Source organism: Cryobacterium sp. SO2, assembly GCF_026151165.2.
Taxonomy (GTDB): domain Bacteria; phylum Actinomycetota; class Actinomycetes; order Actinomycetales; family Microbacteriaceae; genus Cryobacterium.
The window spans coordinates 564,531-581,861 of the sequence record NZ_CP117849.1 but is presented as its reverse complement, the minus strand read 5'-3'; the positions used below and the strand labels follow the sequence as shown (position 1 = coordinate 581,861).

At 70.1% G+C, this 17,331-nt stretch carries 12 protein-coding genes and 1 pseudogene; 3 read left to right on the top strand and 10 right to left on the bottom strand.

Annotated features, from left to right (window positions below; all coding sequences use genetic code 11):
- Window positions 1-126: 126 nt before the first annotated feature.
- The 8 genes and pseudogenes from BJQ94_RS02700 to BJQ94_RS02665 all read right to left on the bottom strand — a co-directional run bounded on the left by BJQ94_RS02700 (window position 127) and on the right by BJQ94_RS02665 (window position 11,958).
- Window positions 127-2,478, bottom strand: a complete 2,352-nt coding sequence (locus BJQ94_RS02700; protein ID WP_275875544.1) for a hypothetical protein — start codon at window positions 2,476-2,478, stop codon at window positions 127-129.
- A complete protein-coding gene (locus BJQ94_RS02695) occupies window positions 2,475-3,125 on the bottom strand; it encodes a response regulator transcription factor (protein WP_265398922.1) in 651 nt (216 codons plus the stop codon). The genes BJQ94_RS02700 and BJQ94_RS02695 overlap by 4 nt, the downstream gene beginning before the upstream one ends.
- Window positions 3,126-3,398: 273 nt before the next feature.
- Window positions 3,399-4,004: pseudogene (locus tag BJQ94_RS02690) on the bottom strand (thymidine kinase); the annotation flags it as partial.
- Window positions 4,005-4,071: 67 nt separating this feature from the next.
- On the bottom strand, window positions 4,072-5,622 hold the full coding sequence (locus BJQ94_RS02685) for a hypothetical protein (protein WP_265398921.1): 1,551 nt from the start codon (window positions 5,620-5,622) through the stop codon (window positions 4,072-4,074).
- Window positions 5,619-7,025: an ATP-binding protein gene (locus BJQ94_RS02680; protein WP_275875543.1), complete on the bottom strand. Its 1,407-nt coding sequence runs from the start codon at window positions 7,023-7,025 to the stop codon at window positions 5,619-5,621. Before BJQ94_RS02680 ends, BJQ94_RS02685 begins: the two co-directional genes overlap by 4 nt.
- A gap of 297 nt (window positions 7,026-7,322) precedes the next feature.
- Window positions 7,323-8,420 (bottom strand): Rv2578c family radical SAM protein, encoded by a 1,098-nt coding sequence (locus BJQ94_RS02675; RefSeq protein WP_265398359.1) that lies wholly within the window; start codon window positions 8,418-8,420, stop codon window positions 7,323-7,325.
- A 482-nt stretch (window positions 8,421-8,902) separates the two neighbouring features.
- Complete coding sequence (locus tag BJQ94_RS02670) at window positions 8,903-10,336, bottom strand: MDR family MFS transporter (RefSeq protein WP_265398358.1); 1,434 nt, start codon at window positions 10,334-10,336, stop codon at window positions 8,903-8,905.
- Between the two features lie 143 nt (window positions 10,337-10,479).
- Window positions 10,480-11,958: a malate:quinone oxidoreductase gene (locus tag BJQ94_RS02665; RefSeq protein WP_265398357.1), complete on the bottom strand. Its 1,479-nt coding sequence runs from the start codon at window positions 11,956-11,958 to the stop codon at window positions 10,480-10,482.
- A gap of 80 nt (window positions 11,959-12,038) precedes the next feature.
- On the opposite strand from BJQ94_RS02665, the gene BJQ94_RS02660 reads away from it, so the two are divergent.
- Complete coding sequence (locus tag BJQ94_RS02660; protein ID WP_265398356.1) at window positions 12,039-13,040, top strand: glycoside hydrolase family 6 protein; 1,002 nt, start codon at window positions 12,039-12,041, stop codon at window positions 13,038-13,040.
- An 80-nt stretch (window positions 13,041-13,120) separates the two neighbouring features.
- Complete coding sequence (locus tag BJQ94_RS02655; RefSeq protein ID WP_265398355.1) at window positions 13,121-14,203, top strand: response regulator transcription factor; 1,083 nt, start codon at window positions 13,121-13,123, stop codon at window positions 14,201-14,203.
- A 488-nt stretch (window positions 14,204-14,691) separates the two neighbouring features.
- Here BJQ94_RS02655 and BJQ94_RS02650 read toward each other — a convergent pair whose 3' ends face one another.
- Complete coding sequence (locus tag BJQ94_RS02650; RefSeq protein ID WP_265398354.1) at window positions 14,692-15,048, bottom strand: hypothetical protein; 357 nt, start codon at window positions 15,046-15,048, stop codon at window positions 14,692-14,694.
- Window positions 15,045-16,490 carry a glycosyltransferase family 2 protein gene (locus BJQ94_RS02645; RefSeq protein ID WP_265398353.1) on the bottom strand — a complete coding sequence of 482 codons (1,446 nt, stop codon included), beginning with the start codon at window positions 16,488-16,490 and terminating at the stop codon, window positions 15,045-15,047. The genes BJQ94_RS02650 and BJQ94_RS02645 overlap by 4 nt, the downstream gene beginning before the upstream one ends.
- A gap of 74 nt (window positions 16,491-16,564) precedes the next feature.
- Here BJQ94_RS02645 and BJQ94_RS02640 point away from each other — a divergent pair, with 74 nt between their 5' ends.
- Window positions 16,565-17,209 carry a hypothetical protein gene (locus BJQ94_RS02640; protein ID WP_265398352.1) on the top strand — a complete coding sequence of 215 codons (645 nt, stop codon included), beginning with the start codon at window positions 16,565-16,567 and terminating at the stop codon, window positions 17,207-17,209.
- Window positions 17,210-17,331: the final 122 nt, after the last annotated feature.

Here is a 17,331-nt window from a genome sequence, read left to right as displayed (position 1 = left end):
TCGCGGGGTCTCGACGAGCTCGACCAGCGGGACGGGGGCGAACGCGGGCGGGTCTCTGGGTCTCGACGAGCTCGACCAGCGGGACGGGAACGACCAGCGGGACGGGAACGACCAGCGAGCAGGGAGTTAGGGGGCGGCGAGGGTGCCGGTGGGGGTGATGGAGAGGAGGCGGGGGGTGCCGGAGTCGATGACCAGGGTGGCGAGGGTGGGGCGGCCGGCGGGGAGCACGCGCACGGTGATGCGGCCGGTGTCGACGGTGTCGAGCACGTCGGCGACGGCGCGGGCGAGGTCGGTGAGCCGGGCCGGCGGGGTCTCGCCGCTGTCGTCGATCATGGTGACCTCCACGCCGCGGTGCCGGGCTGCGGCCACGGCGGCGATGACCGGGTCGACGAACAAGACCCGGCCGCGGATGGCGTCACGCAGGCTGGCCTCCACGAGCAGGCACTGGGCGCGCTCCGTGTCGGTGAGCGGCTGCGGGCCGGCGAGTCGTTCGAGGGTGGGGCGGGCCAGGGCGTTCACGCGCAGCAGTTCGGCCTCGCGTTCGGCGATCGCGGCCACGGTGGTGGCGTCGTACGAGGCCTGGGCGGTGTCGTTGTCGGTGAGCACGCGCAGGGTGCGCTCGGTGCGGCGCAGGCCCACCACGAAAAGGGTGCCCACGAGCAGGGTGGCCGCGTGCCGGATGACCAGGGCCACCCCGGTGAGGGCCGGCTGGCCGGTGGCGATGGCCCAGCCCACCGCGAGTGCGGCGAGGGCGGCATAACCGAGCCAGGCCGGACCCATCTGGCCGCGGATGGCCAGCACCACCAGGATCAGCGTGATCGCACCCAGGTGCCAGTGCGCGAACGGGGCGCCGCTGTTCAGGGGCAGGTAGGCGAACATCAGCACCGCGCCCGCCCCGCAGAGACCGAGGATGAGGGCCACCCGGCGGCGCGGGAAGGGGCCGTCGATGTGGCTCATCAGCGCCACCGCCGCGGCCACGATCGCCAGGTAGGCGGCCAGCACGAGAAACACCGGCCGGCCGGGCATCAGGGCGATCCCCGCGAGCAGAGCGTGCACGAGCACGAACAGAACCAGGATGCTGCGCGCCGCGGGGGTGGACAGGCCAAGCGACTGCGCCAGAGTGGCCGGCTCGGCGGTCACGTCCTCCGGTTGGCGCGGGATCGCGCGGCGCTCGGGCGCCGGCTCGGGCGGGCGGTTCTCGAGGGGGCGGGGCGCTCCGGGGCCGGGGGCGACCATCACGCGCTCCGGCGCCCAGGCGAGCACGACATCGGTGCCGCGGCCGGGCGCTGAGCGCACGTTGGCGGCGCCGCCGGGCACCCGTCCCATCCGGCCGACAATGCTCTGGGCGATGCCCAGGCGTTCCGGCGGCACCGCGCCGGGGTCGAAGCCGACGCCGTCGTCGCTGACTGTGATCTGGCAGCCGTCGATGGTGGAGAGCACCGTGACGGTGCGGTGCACCCGCCGGGGCGGCGCGTGCGGGATGGGGCGGCCGGCAGCCGAGGCCACGGAGTTGCGCAGCGCCTCGCCGGCGGCGCCGAGCATGGCCACCACCGCAACGGAGGGGACGGTGCGCTCGATGGCCGCGCCGCCGCCGGGGCGAGCCGGGTCGTCAACCCGCACCGTGGCATCCGGCGCGATCTGTGCGGTGAGGCGCACGATCCGGCGTACGACGTCGGAGACGAGCACCACCGGTTGCACGGGCGGCACGCGGAGGGCGTCGAGCTGGCGGAGCGTCTTCGTCGCGTGCGCGGAGACCACCGGCAGCGGGCTGCGGCCCAGGCCCGCCATGAGCAGGGTGGAGATGACGCTGTCGTGCACGAGGGCGTCGATGCGCAGCCGCTCCTGCCGGCGCGACACCCGGGCGGCGCGGCGGGCCTCCGCCTGCCGGGTGAGCAGCAGGGCGTCATCCACCCGAGCGGCCGCGCGGCGGGCGGCGAGGGTGAGGGCCACGAACACGCTCACGAGCAGCAGCGAGTAGAGGCCGTCGGCCAGGCCGACGAGGGCGGGCATGGCCTCGGTGGAGGTGCGGAACCGCAGTGCGCCACTGAGCACGCTGCTGACGACGGTGAAACCCCACGCCACCCGGCTGCGGGCGAACACGGCCAGCGCCACGGCCGGCACTCCGTTGAAGGTGATCACCCAGGGGATCTCGGCGCCGGGCGGCAGCGGACCGGGGCCGGCGAGCAGCCAGAAACCCGCGATCACGATGAAGCAGGCGGCCTCGAGGGCGACGATGCCCTGCAGCACCCGCCGCGACGCCCACCCGCAGCAGAGCCCGAGGAGGACGGGCAGACCGAAGGAGGCCAGCCAGGCGGCCGAGGCGAGCAGCGGATCGGGGTACCAGTCCTGGGCGAGGAACGAGCCGACGGAGAGGGCACCGAAGATCACGGCGGCGGCCGCGACCGCGATGCAGAGTACCCGGGTGAGGTTGGCGGTGGCCGGGGCGGCCGGGCTGGCTGCGGCGTCCGGCTTGGTCATGACCGCCCGGGGATGGGCAGGATGCCGTCTTCCAGCGCCCGCTTGTAGAGGTCGATCTTGGTGTTCGCCGGCCGGCCCACCCGCTCGTACTTGGAGCGCACCCGGCGGATGTAGTCGACGACGGTGAGCTCGGACAGCCCGGTGTGCGACGCCACGAGCGGCGCCTTCGCGCCGGCGGCGTAGAGGGAGAGCACCTCGCGTTCCCGGGGGCTGAGGCCGGCGTCGGCGAGGTCGGGGTCGCCATCCAGGGCCGCGGCCCACTCGGTGGAGGCGATGGTCTCGCCGGCCGCCGCGCGGGTGACGGCGTCGAGCAGCACCTCGGCCGGTTCGGATTTGCGCACCACGCCGAGCACTCCGCCGCGGGCGGCGGCCCGCATGAGCACGGCGTCGTCGCCGCCCGTGAACGCGAGCACCTGGGCGCCGGTTTCGCGCAGCCGGTCGACGTTGTCAGAGACCGTGGAGCCGTCGGAGAGCCGAAGGTCGAGGATGACGAGGTCCACCTGGCCGTCCGGCACCAGGGCGCGCAGCTCGCCGACCGTGGCGACCGTGGCCACCACCTCGATGTCGGGGAAGGTGGCGAAGAGCCCGGCGAAGCCGCGCGCCACGATCTCGTGGTCATCGATCAGGGCGACCCGGAAGCGGTTCATTCGATACCTTTTCTGCGGTTGTCCTGGGCTTTAGCTGGGATGTGCTGTCGATTATCCCGTGTTCTCCCGTACCCCCCGAAATGGGTGCCCTGAGAAGTGAGGGCTTTTGGGGGTTTTGGCGGATGCCTAAGGTGAGGAGGGGGAACACGCCGGGGGGCTGGCTGGGGTGCTCTCGACAACCGGGTTCGCGTTCTGCGACCGTTGTTCGGTTGAGCGCCCCCGCTCCCGGCCCCGGTCTGCAAGCGCGGCTGGTTCGACCGGTTCCCGGCGGCGGTTGTTCAGCACGCCGTGGCTCTCCTCGAGGTAGCAGGAGCCGCAGAGCGACTCGTAGGTGACCTCGACGCCGTCGATGGCCACCTGGTCGCCGTCGAAGACGAAGGCGCCGTTCACCTGGCGGCCGTTGAACACGGCCTTGCGCCCACATCGGCAGATGGTCTTGAGTTCTTCGAGGCTGTGCGCCACCTCGAGCAGCCGGCGGCTGCCGGGGAACGCGACGGTCTGGAAGTCGGTGCGGATGCCGTACGCGAGCACCGGCACGTTCTCGATGATCGCGATGCGCAGCAGGTCGTCGACCTGGGTTTCGGTGAGGAACTGCGCCTCGTCGACGAGCAGGGCGCTCACGTCGAGGCCGGTGGCTTCGAGGGTAGCGGCGCGGTGCTGCTGGAACAGGGCGTACGCATCCGTCTCGGGCGTGAGCAGGAAGTCGACGCCGCGGGTGACGCCGAGGCGGGAGAGGATGCCGCGGTCGCCCTTGGTGTCGACGGACGGTTTGGCCAGCAGCACGCGGTGGCCGCGCTCCTCATAGTTGTAGGCGGCCTGGAGCATAGAGGTGCTCTTGCCGCTGTTCATCGCGCCGTATCGAAAATACAGTTTCGCCATTACCGCCGGTACCGCCCTTGCCCTGTTGAAATCGTCCAGCGGCCGCGAGGGGCGCTGTCGGTCTGCTTCAGCGTACTTGGCGCGGAGCTTTGTTCGCGCGCACACCGATGGGGGTGGCCGGGGTGGCGAGGGCCGTGGGCGCGGCGGCGCTGGAGGTGTTCTCGCGCACGGCGTCGAACTCGATGGTGAGCGAGGGCCGCCGCACGGTGACGCGCACGTTGCCGAAGACCACCCGGATGACGCCCAGGTAGGGGCGCAGCAGCGCCCGCACCTTGCGCGGCGGCACGTCGAGCGCGGCCTGCAGGGTGATGGTGTCGAACTGGGCCGGGGCGGGCGGGCCGGTGAGGATGGCCAGCGGCGTCTGGCCGAGTGCGGGGGCGTGCGCATCCGCGAGGTGCCCCGGTGCGGACGAGTTGCTCCGCTGCGGCGGGGCAACTCGTGCGGACGTGGGCAGGTGGGCGGACGGGGCCGGTGCCGGGCGGCCGCCGGGGCTGGGGGCCGGTGCCGCGAGGTGCCCCGGTGCGGACGAGTTGCTCCGCTGCGCCGGGGCAACTCGTGCGGAGGTGGGCACGTCGGCGGAAGGGGCCGGCCGCGAGCGGGCGCCGGGCGTGCGCGGCTGGGGCGAGCCGGTGATCTGCACCACCAGGCTGTGCGGGTCGAAACCGGGGGCGGCGCAGAGGGCGCCGATCAGGGCCGCGGTGGCGGCGCGTTGTTCGGCCCCGAACACGGTGGCGCGGTGCTCGGGGTCAGCCACGACGAGCAGGCCGGGAGTGCCGCGTTCGGCGAGGGCGGCTCGTTCGCGGGTGACGACGGAGTCCAGCCAGGTGCGGTCGATCTCGGCCACGAGGGTGCGGCGCACCTCGGCGGCCAGCTGGCCGGCCTGGGCGATGTCGAGGGCGGTGACGGTGCCGCGCTCGAGCACGTCGGTGAGGAACGGGATCACCCCGGACTTGAGCGCGGTGACCTGCTGCTCCACCACGGCCCGGGCCAGCTGGCCGCGGGCCTCCTCGGTGCGGGCGACGATGGCGCGGCGCGCATCCGTCTGCCAGGCGAGGATGGACGTGACGACCCGGCGGGAGTAGGCGGCGCCGGCGGCGGCGGGCGCGAGGATCTGCACGACCGACACGATGGCGTAGACCGCCACGGGCACGTCGATGCGGAAGGTGCCGGCTTGCGGCAGGGTGATGGCGATCGCGATGACGCTGGCGATCGCGCCGGAGAGGGCGATCTCGCGCCAGGGCCGGTAGGGGGCCAGGGCCAGCAGGAGCAGGCCGATGCTGATGGGGCCGAAGTCGTCTTGCACGAGTTCGTTGCTGCCCCAGCGGCTGAGCGCCTCGAAGAGGTAACCGAGCACGGCCAGGGTCACCATCACGATGTGCGCCTGGCGGCCGAACGGGGAGTGCGCCGGCTGGGTGGCGATCACCAGGGTGCCGGCGGCGGCGGCCATGGCGAGCACGGCGAGGGTGGCCAGCAGGGGGTTCTGCACCTGGTCGGACTGCAGCACGGTGGCGATCACGGAGTAGCAGAGCACCACGGCGGCGAGGCCCGGCGCCAGCGGCCAGGCGGCGAGGGTGCCCAGCGGGTCGAGGCGCTGCTGGGTGGCGCGGCGGGCGGTCACGGGGTCACCGGGCCAGTGGGGGTCGCGGGCTCTGCGTCCGGGGCCGAGGTCCCGGGGGTCGTAGGTGTGTCGGGGCCCGCTGGGGTCCGGAGCGTGGGGGCATCGGCGGTGGAGAGGGCATCCGCGAGTTGCCCCGCCGCGGACGAGTTGCCCTGCTGTACCGGGGCAACTGGTCCGGAAATGGGCAACTCGGCGGAGACCGCGGGGGCGGGCGCCGGGGCGGGCAGGGTGAGCAGCACCGAGGTGCCGGCGCCGGGGCGCGACCAGATCTGCACGGAGCCGCCGAGGCGCTCGATGCGCTTGCGCACCGACTGGCGCAGGCCGAGCCGGTCGCTGCCGGTCTCGGATTCCATGAAGCCGGTGCCGGCGTCGAGCACCATCACCGACACGTTCTCGTCGTCGGCGTCGATGACCACCTCGGCGGAAGCGATGCCGGAGTGCTGGAGGACGTTCACCAGGCACTGTTGAACGGCGAGGCCGAGTTCCCGGTCGCTTTCGGGGGCAAGGCGGGCGAGCGCATCCTTGTCGCCGGTGATGTCGATGACCAAGCCGCGGTCTCGGCTGCGGTCGATGGCGCGGAACACGGCGCTGCCCAACCAACCGTCGCTGCCGGCGGGCGCGGCGCCGGTGCGTTCGTCGACGTGGGTGAGCCAGTCGCGGTCGGCGAGGGTGTGCAGGGTTTCGCGGATGCCGGCCTCGAGGCCGCGGCTGAGCGGGCCGGGCTTGGCGCGGGCCACGGAAACAAGCTGGTTGAGGGTGGTGTCGTGCATCAGCGCGATCGCCCGCACGTCGAAGTCGTGGCGCAGGGTGCGGGACTCGTCGTCTTGCACCGCCTTGTGGATGGCCGGCTGGGCGGCGCGGCCGGTGCGGCGGGTGAGGCCGTCGAGCAGCATCACGCCCACGAGCACGAGGTAGGTGACGATGGTGAACACGTCGGGCCGGTCGGGCACGGCGGTCTGCGCCACGGCCAGGGTGGCGGCGATCTCGGCGAGGAGGAACCCGAGGGTGCTCCACAGCACGCCCACGAGCGCGCCGGAACCGGCGCCGCCGACCATGATCAGGGCCATCTTGGGCAGCGAGATGAGGAACATGTCCGAGGACGAGAACACGCCGGGCATGCCCAGCACCGCGCCGGTGAACAGGTAGGTGCAGGCGGCGCCGAGCACGAGGTAGGCGATGGTGAGCGGCACCGTGCGCCAGCGGGCGAGGAGCGCGAGCAGGGCGCCCATGCCGAGGATCGCCGCGACGGTGAGCTGCAGCCGGTCGGTGACGGGGAACATGCTCAGCGCCAGCACCGACGCCAGCGCGCCGGCCAGGCAGACAAGGCCGAACCAGTGGCTGGCGCGGGCCAGGGCGCGGCTGAGCGTGGCCTGCACCAGGTGGCCGGGTAACCCAAGTGACATTGCGCCCTCTCCGCCTCTGATTATCTCAGGTGTGCGGGATTCGGCGGCCACCCGGCTGGGGGTGTGGCGCCTCCCAGCGCGCGTGGGGGCAGAACCCAGGGTCGCGGTGGGCATGAGACGGATGGAGCGGCGAGGTGCGCGGGCGCTCGTTGGAGTGCTAACCACGGCGGGGCATCCGTCGCTGCACGTGTTTGGTGCGGCGGCACGCGTTGGAACACGTGCCGCGGGTCTTATCACGGGCCGCGAGACCAGACCGGGCGGCACGGCCCGCGGCGGGGACGCGGGTAGGGGTGCGACTCAAAACAGGGTGGGGGTGAGTTCGGGAGGCAGCTCGGCCGCGATGAGGGAACCGGCGGGCGGCGCATCAGTGCCGGTAGGGGTGGCGGTGCCGGGTGGATCGGTGAGCGCCGTGGAGAGGATGCCGCCGGTGGCGGGGTCTTCGCGGCGGTGGCTGAGGCCGTGCGCGCGCATGAGCGGCTGGATGCGGCCGGCCAGCCACTGGCGGTACTCCTTGGGGGCGTAACTGCCGCGTTTGAACATCTCCCGGTAGCGGGGCAGCAGCTCGGGGTGGTCGTGTTCGAGCCACTGGAAGTACCACTCCTTGACCCCGGGCTTGAGGTACAGCGCGCTGTAGAGCACCCCGGTGGCGCCGGCGGCTTTGGCCTGGCGCATGGCCTCGTCGAGGTGGGCGCGGGTGTCGGTGAGGAAGGGCAGGATCGGCATCAGGAACACCGAGCAGTCCAGGCCCTTGTTTCGGATGGCGGTGACCGTGGCCAGGCGGGCCTTGGTGCTCGGGGTGCCGGGCTCGACCGCCTGCTGCAGCTCGTCGTCGTAAATGGCGATCGACATCGCGAGGTCGACGGGGACCTGTTGGCTGGCCTCCACGAGCAGATCGAGGTCGCGGCGCAGCAGCGTGCCCTTGGTGAGGATCGAGAACGGGGTGCCGGAGTCGGCTAGCGCGGCGATGATGCCGGGCATCAGCCGGTAGCGACCCTCGGCCCGCTGGTACGGGTCGGTGTTGGTGCCCAGCGCCACCGGATGCTTGCCCCAGGTGGGTTTGCCGAGCTCCTTGCGGAGGATCTCGGCCACGTTGACCTTGACGATGATCTCGTTGTCGAAGTCCTTGCCGGCGTCGAGGTCGAGGTAGTTGTGGGTGGGGCGGGCAAAGCAATAGGTGCAGGCATGGGAGCAGCCGCGGTAGGGGTTGATGGTCCAGCCGAAGGGCATGGCGCTTTGGCCGGGCACCCGGTTGAGCGCGGACTTGGCGAGCACCTCGTGGAAGGTGATGCCGTCGAACTCGGGGGTGCGCACGCTGCGCACGAGGTTGTTCAGCCGGGCCAGTCCGGGGAGTGCCCCGGCCTGCTCGGTTGTCAGTTCCTGTTCACTCCAGCGCATGCACCAATTCGAACACACGTTCTAGTGGGATGCAAGTGGGCGGGGTGGGCATCCGTGATTTGTGGCGGGTGGGTGAGCTGGTGCACCGGGGCTGGGGTCACTGGGCGCGGTGCGCGGGCAAGGCGCCGCTTCGCGGGTGGCGCGCCACCCGCGTTGCGGCGCCTGACCCGCGCAGCTCGTTTGGGCCGCCGGTGCCGATGGCGCGCCACCCGCGCAACGGCGCGGCACCCGCGCTACTGCGAGTAGGGACGAGCACGGTGGGCAGGAACGGCTGGAGTGGCCCGGATTTGCTAGTGCCCGGGCCCACTCAACTAGCGAAAATGGGCCAGTCCCGGGGTAGCGCGCGGGGCGCAACGATGACTGGCCCAGAATCGCTAGTGCGGGAGGGGTGAGAACTAGCGAAAATGGGCCAGTCTCGGCGGGGCGGGAGCTACGGCCGGGAGCTAGGGCGGGAGCTACGGGCGGTAGCCGCGGGGCTTGAGCTACGGGGTGATAGGCACGGACTCCAGCCCGAGCGGCTTGGTGCGGGGCATGTAGAAGGCCGCCGCGACGGTGGCCACCGCGGTGATCACCAGGGCGAGGAACACGGCGGAGGAGGCGGCCGTGATCGCCGCGGGGTCGTGGCTCTGGTTGCCGGGCAGCGCGTAGATGGCGTTGGCGACGGCGCCGAAGATCGCCACGCCGACGGCGCTGCCGATCGACCTCGCGAACATGCTGGTTCCGGTGACGACCCCGCGTTCGTCCCAGCCGACGCTCGACTGCGCGGCGATCATCGACGGCGTGGCCACCAGACCGAGGCCGAGGCCGATCACGAAGCAGGACAGCGCAACGGTGACGACGGATGGCGTTGACGCGGTAATGGCCAGCACAGCCGTGCCGAGCACGGTGATCGCCATGCCGATGAGCACTGTGGTGCGGAAGCCGATGCGCAGGTAGAGCCGTCCCGATTGTGAGGCCGAGATCGGCCAGCCGATGGTGAGGGCCGCGACGGCGAGGCCGCCGAGGATGGGGGTGGCCCCGAGCGCACCCTCGAGGTAGGTCGGCACGAACGAGGTCAAACCCAGCATGATCGCGCCGACACCCAGCCCGATCAGCGAACTCGTGAGCACCACTCGCCGCGAGAAGATCCACATGGGGAGCACGGGTTCGGCCGCCCGGCGCTCGGCGAACACGAAGGCGACCAGCAGCAGCCCGCCGAGGGTGAAGGCGCCGATGCTCTGCAGCGAGTCCCACGCCCAGGACTGTCCGCCTTCGAGCACGGCCAGGAGGAGGGCGCTCAGCGCGAGCATCAGCAGGGTGGCGCCGAGGTAGTCGACCTTGTGCTGGCGGTGCTGGACGGTTTCGTGGAACGTGCGCAGCAGCATCCATGCCGCAATGAGGCACAGCGGGATGTTGATGAAGAAGATCCAGCGCCACGTCGAGAATTCGGCGAAGAGCCCGCCGAGGGTGGGCCCGACGACGGAGGACACCGCCCACACGCTGGCGAGGTAACCCTGGGTCTTGGCGCGTTCGGCCACCGTGTAGATGTCGCCGGCGATGGTGACCGACATCGGCATGATGGCGCCGGCGCCCAGGCCCTGCACGGCGCGGAACGCGATGAGGGCAGGCATGCTCCAGGCGAACCCGCACAGGATCGAGCCGAGCAGGAAGATGCCGATGCCGAACAGGAGGATCGGCTTGCGTCCGATGACATCGGACAGCTTCGCGTACACCGGCACGGACACGGCCTGGGCGAGCAGGTAGATGGAGAACAGCCACGGGAACTGCGAGAAACCGCCGAGGTCCTTCACGATGGAGGGCACCGCGGTGGCGAGGATCGTCGACTCGATGGCGACCAGCCCGGTCGTCAACATGAGGGCGATCAGGATGGGCCCGCGCTCGGAGCGGAAGCCGACATCCCTCCTGTCGACACTCATCGGATGGCCAGGGCCCGGGTGTCGTTTCTAGAGGTCACCCTGAACGAAAGCTCCGAGCGCGGCTGAGTATTCCGACCACTCGCTGATCGAGCTTGTCGAGATCCTGTCGCGAGGTCTCGACAGGCCCGACCAGCGGATGCGACCTAGGCCGTGAGGTGCAGAGTCGCTGCGGTGGCGGCCAGGGAGGCGGCCGCAGCGGCGGGGTCGTCGCTGAGCTTGGTGCCCAGGCTGGGGATCATCTCGCGCAGGCGCGGCTCCCAACGGGAGTACTCCCCCGGGAAACAGCGCTGCAACAGGTCGACCATGATCGGCGCCGCGGTGGATGCTCCGGGTGACGCCCCGAGCAAGCCCGCGATGCTGCCGTCGGCGGAGGTGATGACCTCGGTGCCGAACTGCAGCACGCCGCCGGCCTTGGCGTCCTTCTTCATCACCTGCACGCGCTGCCCGGCGGTGATCAGCTCCCAGTCCTTGGCCTGGGCGGTGGGCATGAACTCGCGCAGCGCGTCGAGCTTGGCCTTTCGCGAGGCGAAGACCTCGCCGATCAGGTACTTCATCAGGCCGAAGTTGTTCTTCGCCACGGCGAGCATCGGCACCAGGTTGTGCGGGCGCACCGAGAACGGCAGGTCGAACCAGGTGCTGCGCTTGAGGAACTTGGGGCTGAAGCCGGCGAACGGGCCGAACAAAAGTGAAGTCTCGCCATCCACTACCCGGGTGTCGAGGTGCGGCACCGACATCGGCGGGGCCCCCACGGCGGCCTTGCCGTAGACCTTGGCCTGGTGCTGGGCCACGATCGCCGGGTTGGAGGTGCGCAGGAACTGGCCGCTGATCGGGAAACCGCCGAAGCCCTTGATCTCGGGGATGCCGCTCTTCTGCAGCAGCGCGAGGGCTCCGCCGCCGGCGCCGACGAAGACGAACTTGGCCTCGACCGTGTTGGTGTACCGGCCCACCAGGCTGAGCAGCTTGAGCCGCCAGGAGCCGTCCTCGAGCTGCTTGAGGGAGGTGACCTGCTGGTTGACGTGCACATCCACGCCACGCTTCTTGAGCGAGTCGAAGAGGTAGCGGGTGACGGCGCCGAAGTCCACGTCGGTGCCGGAGGCGATGCGGGTGGCGGCGATCTTCTGCTTGGCGGCGCGCTTCTTGGTGAGCAGCGGCGTCCACTGACCGATCACGGCCGGGTCCTCGCTGTATTCGAGGCCGGCGAACAGCGGCTGGTCGGCGAGAGCGTCACGGCGCTTGCGCAGGTAGTCCACGTTGGAGGCGCCGTGCACGAAGGTCATGTGCGGGGTGGAGTTGATGAACTTCTCCGGCTCGGGCAACACGCCGGTCTCCACCAGGTGCGCCCAGAGCTGGCGGCTGATCTGGAACTGCTCGTTGATGGCCACGGCCTTCTCCGGCGTGACGGAGCCGTCGGGCGCCTGCGGCATGTAGTTGAGCTCGCAAAGCGCGGCATGGCCGGTTCCGGCGTTGTTCCACGGGTTCGAACTCTCCTGGGCGAGCTCGCCCAGGCGCTCGTAGACCTGGATGTTCCAGTCTGGCTGCAATTCGCTGAGCAGGGTGGCGAGAGTGGCGCTCATGATGCCCCCACCGATCAGGGCGACATCGACCTTCGGTTGTAAATTCACGCTCAGAGTCTAACCCGCGCCACCGGCTGCTCCGCCGGACGGTGAGGCCACCCGACAGCTCGCCAGTATAAGGTAGCCAAATGGACTCCACTGGACGCCGTTTGGGCCTCTCCCTGGGCATGATCGCCCTAGCCGCGCCCATCGTTGTACTCGGCCTCTTCGTCGGTTCTTATGCCATGGTGGCCGTCGCGCCCGCCAGCACCACCGACAACCCCCTCGCCGGGGTCTCCTTCTACAACAACCCGGCCTCCACCGCCAACGTGGCCGCGGCCGCCGCAGCGAAGGACGCCCCCGGCGCCGAGGACACCGCCACGCTGGCCAAGCTCGCCGAGCAGCCATCCGCGATCTGGTTGCTGCCGGAGAAGTTTCCGGCCGACACCGTCGAGGCCGACGTGGCCGCGATAGCGGATGCGGCGAAAGACGCCGGCCAGATGCCCGTGTTCGTGATCTACGGCATCCCCGACCGCGACTGCAAGCAGTACTCCGCCGGCGGGCTGCCCGCCGGGGAGTACGAGGCCTGGGTCTCGTCGATCGCCTCGGCCTTGTCCAGCCGGCCCTCCGTCGTGATTCTCGAGCCGGATGCCCTGGCGCTGGCCCAGGAGTGCGGCAACGTGGCCGAGCGCGTGACGCAGATCCAGGGCGACATCGCCACCTTCTCGAACACCATCGCCACCGTGTACCTCGACGCCGGCCACTCCGACTGGCTGAAGCCCGCGGTCGTGGCCGACCTGCTCAACCAGGTGGGCGTGCAGAACGTGCGCGGCTTCGCCACCAACGTCTCCAACTACAACGACTCCCCCGCCGAGCAGGCGTTCGGCGAGGCCGTCTCCGCTCTCACCAACGGTGCGCACTTCATCGTCGACACCTCCCGCAACGGGGTGGGCAGCAACGGCGACTGGTGCAACCCGCCCGGCCGCGCGCTGGGCACGACCGCCGAGGTCACCACCGACGGCGGCCTGCGCGACGCCAACCTATGGATCAAGGAGCCGGGCGAGAGCGACGGCACCTGCAACAACGGCCCCAAGGCCGGCGAGTGGTGGGAAGAGCGCGCACTACAGCTTGCCGCCTCAGCCGGCTGGTAACACACCGTTTACGCAGCGGATACACAGATCCCGTAAGATGCTCAGGTATGTCAGCGTCTGGAGAAACACGTAGGGTCGCGGTGATCATCGAAGACGATGCCGACATCCGCCATTTGCTCGAAGCGGTGCTCACACAGGCCGGATTCGACGCCATTGCCACGAGTAACGGCCTCGATGGGGTGCGCGCTGTGCGCGCGTACGACCCCATTGTGACCACGCTCGATGTGAGCATGCCCGGCATGGACGGTTTCGAAACCGCCAAGCGCATCCGAGCCTTCAGCTCCACGTACCTGGTGATGCTGACCGCACGCGACGAGGAGATCGACACCCTGCAGGGCCTCGAGGCCGGCGCGGACGACTACCTCACCAAGCCGTTCCGGCCGCGCGAACTGCGCGCCCGCATCGACGCCATGCTGCGTCGCCCGCGGATGCCGCTGTCCGGCGAGCCCGACTTCGAGCCGGCGACCGAGCCGGCCGCGGCGCCCGCTGTTTATGCCGCTCCCCCAGCGCCCGCGCCGGTTGCGGCCGCGCCTGTCGCCCTTGCGCCCGTTGCCCCGGCACCCGTTGCTCCGGTTCCCGTGGCCCAGGTTGCGCCCGAGGCCGTGGCAGCCCCGCCGGTCGAGGCACCCGCAGCAGCTCCGGTCGCGCCGGCCGCGGTGGAGCCCGTTTACATCCCGCCGTATGTGCCGGCCACCCCGGCCGTCAACATCGACGGAATCCCCGCGCTCTCCTCCGTGCCGGTCTCGGTAACGGTACCCATGCCGGTCGCCACCGCCGAGCCATCCGACTCGGCCTACGGCGATGGACGCGCCGAGGACTGGATGGAACACAACGGTCTGCGGTTGAGCAACGACATGCGCCTGGCCGTGCTCGGGTCCACCGAGCTCGACCTCACCCGCACGGAATTCGACCTGCTGGCCGCGCTGCTCGAGTCCAAGCGTCGGGTGCGCTCCAAGGCCGACCTGGCCCTGCTCCTGCGCGGCGAGAGCTATGTGACCTCGTATTACGTGAACGAGGCCGACAAGCGGGCCGTGGAGGCGCACTTGAGCAACCTGCGCCGCAAGCTCGGTGACAGCCTCACCTCACCGCGCTGGCTCGAGACCGTGCGCGGGGTCGGCTACCGGCTGGCCGCATCCGATGAGGCCGGCCGCGAGGTCTACTAGGCGCTGCCGCCCCGATTCATTTGAAAGCATCCGCCCTTCGTTTCGATCACGAGGGGCGGATGTTTGCCGTTGAGCGCGGCCTTCTGCGCGGGAGGTGACCCCTCCGCTGGTCGAGCCTGTCGAGACCCGGTGAGCCGAACTCGCGACACGCGCGCACGTCACGGGGTCTCGACAAGCTCGACCAGCGAGATGGGCTCGAACCGCAGGCACGTCGCGGCGATCTGCGCGGGAGGTGACCCCTCCGCTGGTCGAGCCCGTCGAGACCCGGCGAGCCGAACTCGCGACACACACGCACGTCACGGGGTCTCGGCAAGCTCGACCAGCGACGTGGGGGCGAACCGCAAGCACGTCGCGGCCATCTGCGCGGGAGGTGACCCCTCCGCTGGTCGAGCCCGTCGAGACCCGGCGAGCCGAACTCGCGACACATACGCACGTCACGGGGTCTCGACAAGCTCGACCAGCGGAAACCCAGCGGGAGGCGGGGGCGGCTAGCGCTGGAGGGCGAACATCACCGCGAGGTCGTGGCAGGCCTTCTCGCCGACCTCGTTGAGGCGGCCGATGTGCCGGGCCGACCCGGCGATGTCGCCGTCGCGCAGCGCGTCGTGCATCATCGCCGCGGTGGCCTCCACCGTGACGGCGCCGACCATGGTGCTGCTCGAGCGGATGCTCAGGAGCACAACGTGCGCCTCTTCGGCATCCGGGAACGCGAGGGCTGTCTCCAGCCGTTGGGTGCGACTGCGCCAGAGGTGCACGAAGTCGTGGACGAAGCGTCGTTGCATCTCGTTGTCCCCACCCATCTGGGTGAGGAGGGCCCGCAGCGCGGTGGCCTCGATGTGGACACTCACACCTTGTAGCCGTGGTGACGCTTGACGAGGGTGAAGAACATGGTGAGCGTCTGCAGCACCGTGGTGACACCGAGGATCGGCCAGCCGATCCAGAGGACGGTGGACTGGATGACGACGGGCAGCTGCAGCCAGATGAAGACCAGGGCGGCGGAGAAGCCGACGGCCACCAGCAGCGGAACGAGGTAGGCGTTGCCCGAGCCGCGCTCGGCCTTGGCCTGCTCGGCCCAGTTGTCGACCTGCTTGTTGCTGGCGAACTTGGTCCAGGCCCGGAGGAAGTGGCCGATTCGCACCCACATGTAGATCTCGGCGGGGAAGAAGCCCAGGGCGAAGAAGATGTCCTTGCCGTTGCGGTTCTTCATCGACATCGCGGTACGGAAGTTCAGCAGCAGGGCCACGGCCGGCGGGATGAGCCAGACCGGGCTGAAGACGAACGCTCCGATGGACAGCGACGCGGCGAGCAGGATGAAGAACAGCACGCGGGTGACCACGTTGATCACCATCGAGAAGTTCTCGATCCAACGCAGGCGCAGGTTGGGGTGGAACGGCTGGCCCTTCGTGTCACCACGCTGGCCCGGCCACATCAGCTCGATGGCGCCGAAGTTCCACTTCACCTGCTGGGCGTCGAGGCCGCGGAGGGTGGTCATGCCGCCCACGTTGGCGCGGGCCTGGGCGCTGATCTTGGTGAGGTAGCCGGCGCTCTTGATCTGCAGCGAGAGCAGGGAGTCCTCCACCTCGCTGTCCTTCACCCAGGGGGTGGCCTGGTGGCTGTCGACCATGACCTCGCGCAGCGCCTTGGTGGCGAAGATCGAGAACTGGCCGCCGAGCACGGCCATGTTGCGGCCGCGGAGCATGTTCTGCATGTTGAAGGCGGCGAACTGGGCGCGCTGGCCGGAGATCAGGAAGCTGGCGATCACGCCGTGGATCACGGTGTCGTCGATGCTGTAAATGGCCGAGATGCCGCCGACGCGGGAGTCTGAGGCGATTTCGGCCTCGAGCTGCTCAACGGCGTTAGTGGATGCAGTGGTGTCGCCGTCCACGCCGAGGAGGTAGTCGCATCCCTCGATGAGGGAGTAGCCGTAGTTGAGCGCGCCGACCTTCTTGTCGGGGTTCTCGCCGATGTCGTGCACGAAGATCTCGGTGAACTGCATGATGCCGTCGGTGACGACCTCGTGCGGGCCGGCGTACTTGCTGGCGATTTCGATGGTGTTGTCGGTCGTGTTGTTGACCACCACGTGGATGACGTCGGGGAGGCGCGTCTGCGCCAGGAGCGAGTCGAGAACCCCCGCGATGGAGTCTGCCTCGTTGTACGCGGGAATGATGCAACCGATGGTGGGGCGGAAGGTGGGCAGGCCTTCAACCATCTCGTTGAACTCATTGGCGTAGGCAGCGAGCACCGGGTCAATGGCGGGCGCGGGCTTCACGTAGCGGTTTCTCTCGTTCACATCCCCACTCTGGCAGGGATTTATGCGGTTTGACCCCTGCGAGTGTCAAGGTTTTCACAAGATAAGCTCAAGAAATGGCGTTAGAAGTAACGCCCGCCGTGCTGAAGAAGGGGAATTCAATGCCGACGTCGACCCGAAACCGCCTCGCGGCGCTCACCGTTGCCGCCGCTTTGACGCTCAGCCTCTCCGCCTGCGGGCAGGCGCCCTGGGCCGGCCTGAGCGAGGAGGCCACCGCCACGCCCACCGCCAAGGCCACGCTCAAGGCGATCGTGAACGACCTGGCCACCGGCTCCGCGCAGCACACCATCACCGCCGGCGACGCCGGCCTCACCGTGGACTACTCGTCGACGCTGAACATGGGCGACTGGACGGCCGGCGCGAACAAGCCGATCAGCTTCACCGTCAGCGCCGCGCTGGGCACCGACGAGGGCCAAGCCATCTACCTGTCCAAGGTGAGCGTCATTCCGGGCGTCACGGGGCCCACAGGCGCTCTGGACGCACCTTCCCCGCTGGTGGACGAGTCCGATCTGGCCAACGGCTACTTCATGAAGGCGCCGTACAGCTACGGGCAGACCTTCGTGCTGCCGGCCATCGACGCGGATGCGACGAGCGTCACGCTGTCGTTCACCTTCGAGTTGCTCATCCAGACGACGCCCACGTCGTCCACCTACGCCAAGCAGACCGCGAGCGACCAGCTTACGGTCGCCATCGCGCAGTAGCCGGCCCTCGCGGCACTCGTTGGGCCCCGCGGCACGCGTTGTAACTCGTGCCGCCGGGATAAGGACAGGCCGCGGAGACGAACGTGGGCCGTGACGGCTCACCGGGTTTCGACAGGCTCAAC

What these genes read in the sequence shown, in the direction of transcription:
- BJQ94_RS02700 (WP_275875544.1), bottom strand. Translation starts at nt 2,478, where the DNA reads ATGACCAAGCCGGACGCCGCAGCCAGCCCGGCCGCCCCGGCCACCGCC.
- BJQ94_RS02695 (WP_265398922.1), bottom strand. Translation starts at nt 3,125, where the DNA reads ATGAACCGCTTCCGGGTCGCCCTGATCGATGACCACGAGATCGTGGCG.
- BJQ94_RS02680 (WP_275875543.1), bottom strand. Translation starts at nt 7,025, where the DNA reads ATGTCACTTGGGTTACCCGGCCACCTGGTGCAGGCCACGCTCAGCCGC.
- BJQ94_RS02675 (WP_265398359.1), bottom strand. Translation starts at nt 8,420, where the DNA reads ATGCGCTGGAGTGAACAGGAACTGACAACCGAGCAGGCCGGGGCACTC.
- BJQ94_RS02670 (WP_265398358.1), bottom strand. Translation starts at nt 10,336, where the DNA reads ATGAGTGTCGACAGGAGGGATGTCGGCTTCCGCTCCGAGCGCGGGCCC.
- BJQ94_RS02660 (WP_265398356.1), top strand. Translation starts at nt 12,039, where the DNA reads ATGGACTCCACTGGACGCCGTTTGGGCCTCTCCCTGGGCATGATCGCC.
- BJQ94_RS02640 (WP_265398352.1), top strand. Translation starts at nt 16,565, where the DNA reads ATGGCGTTAGAAGTAACGCCCGCCGTGCTGAAGAAGGGGAATTCAATG.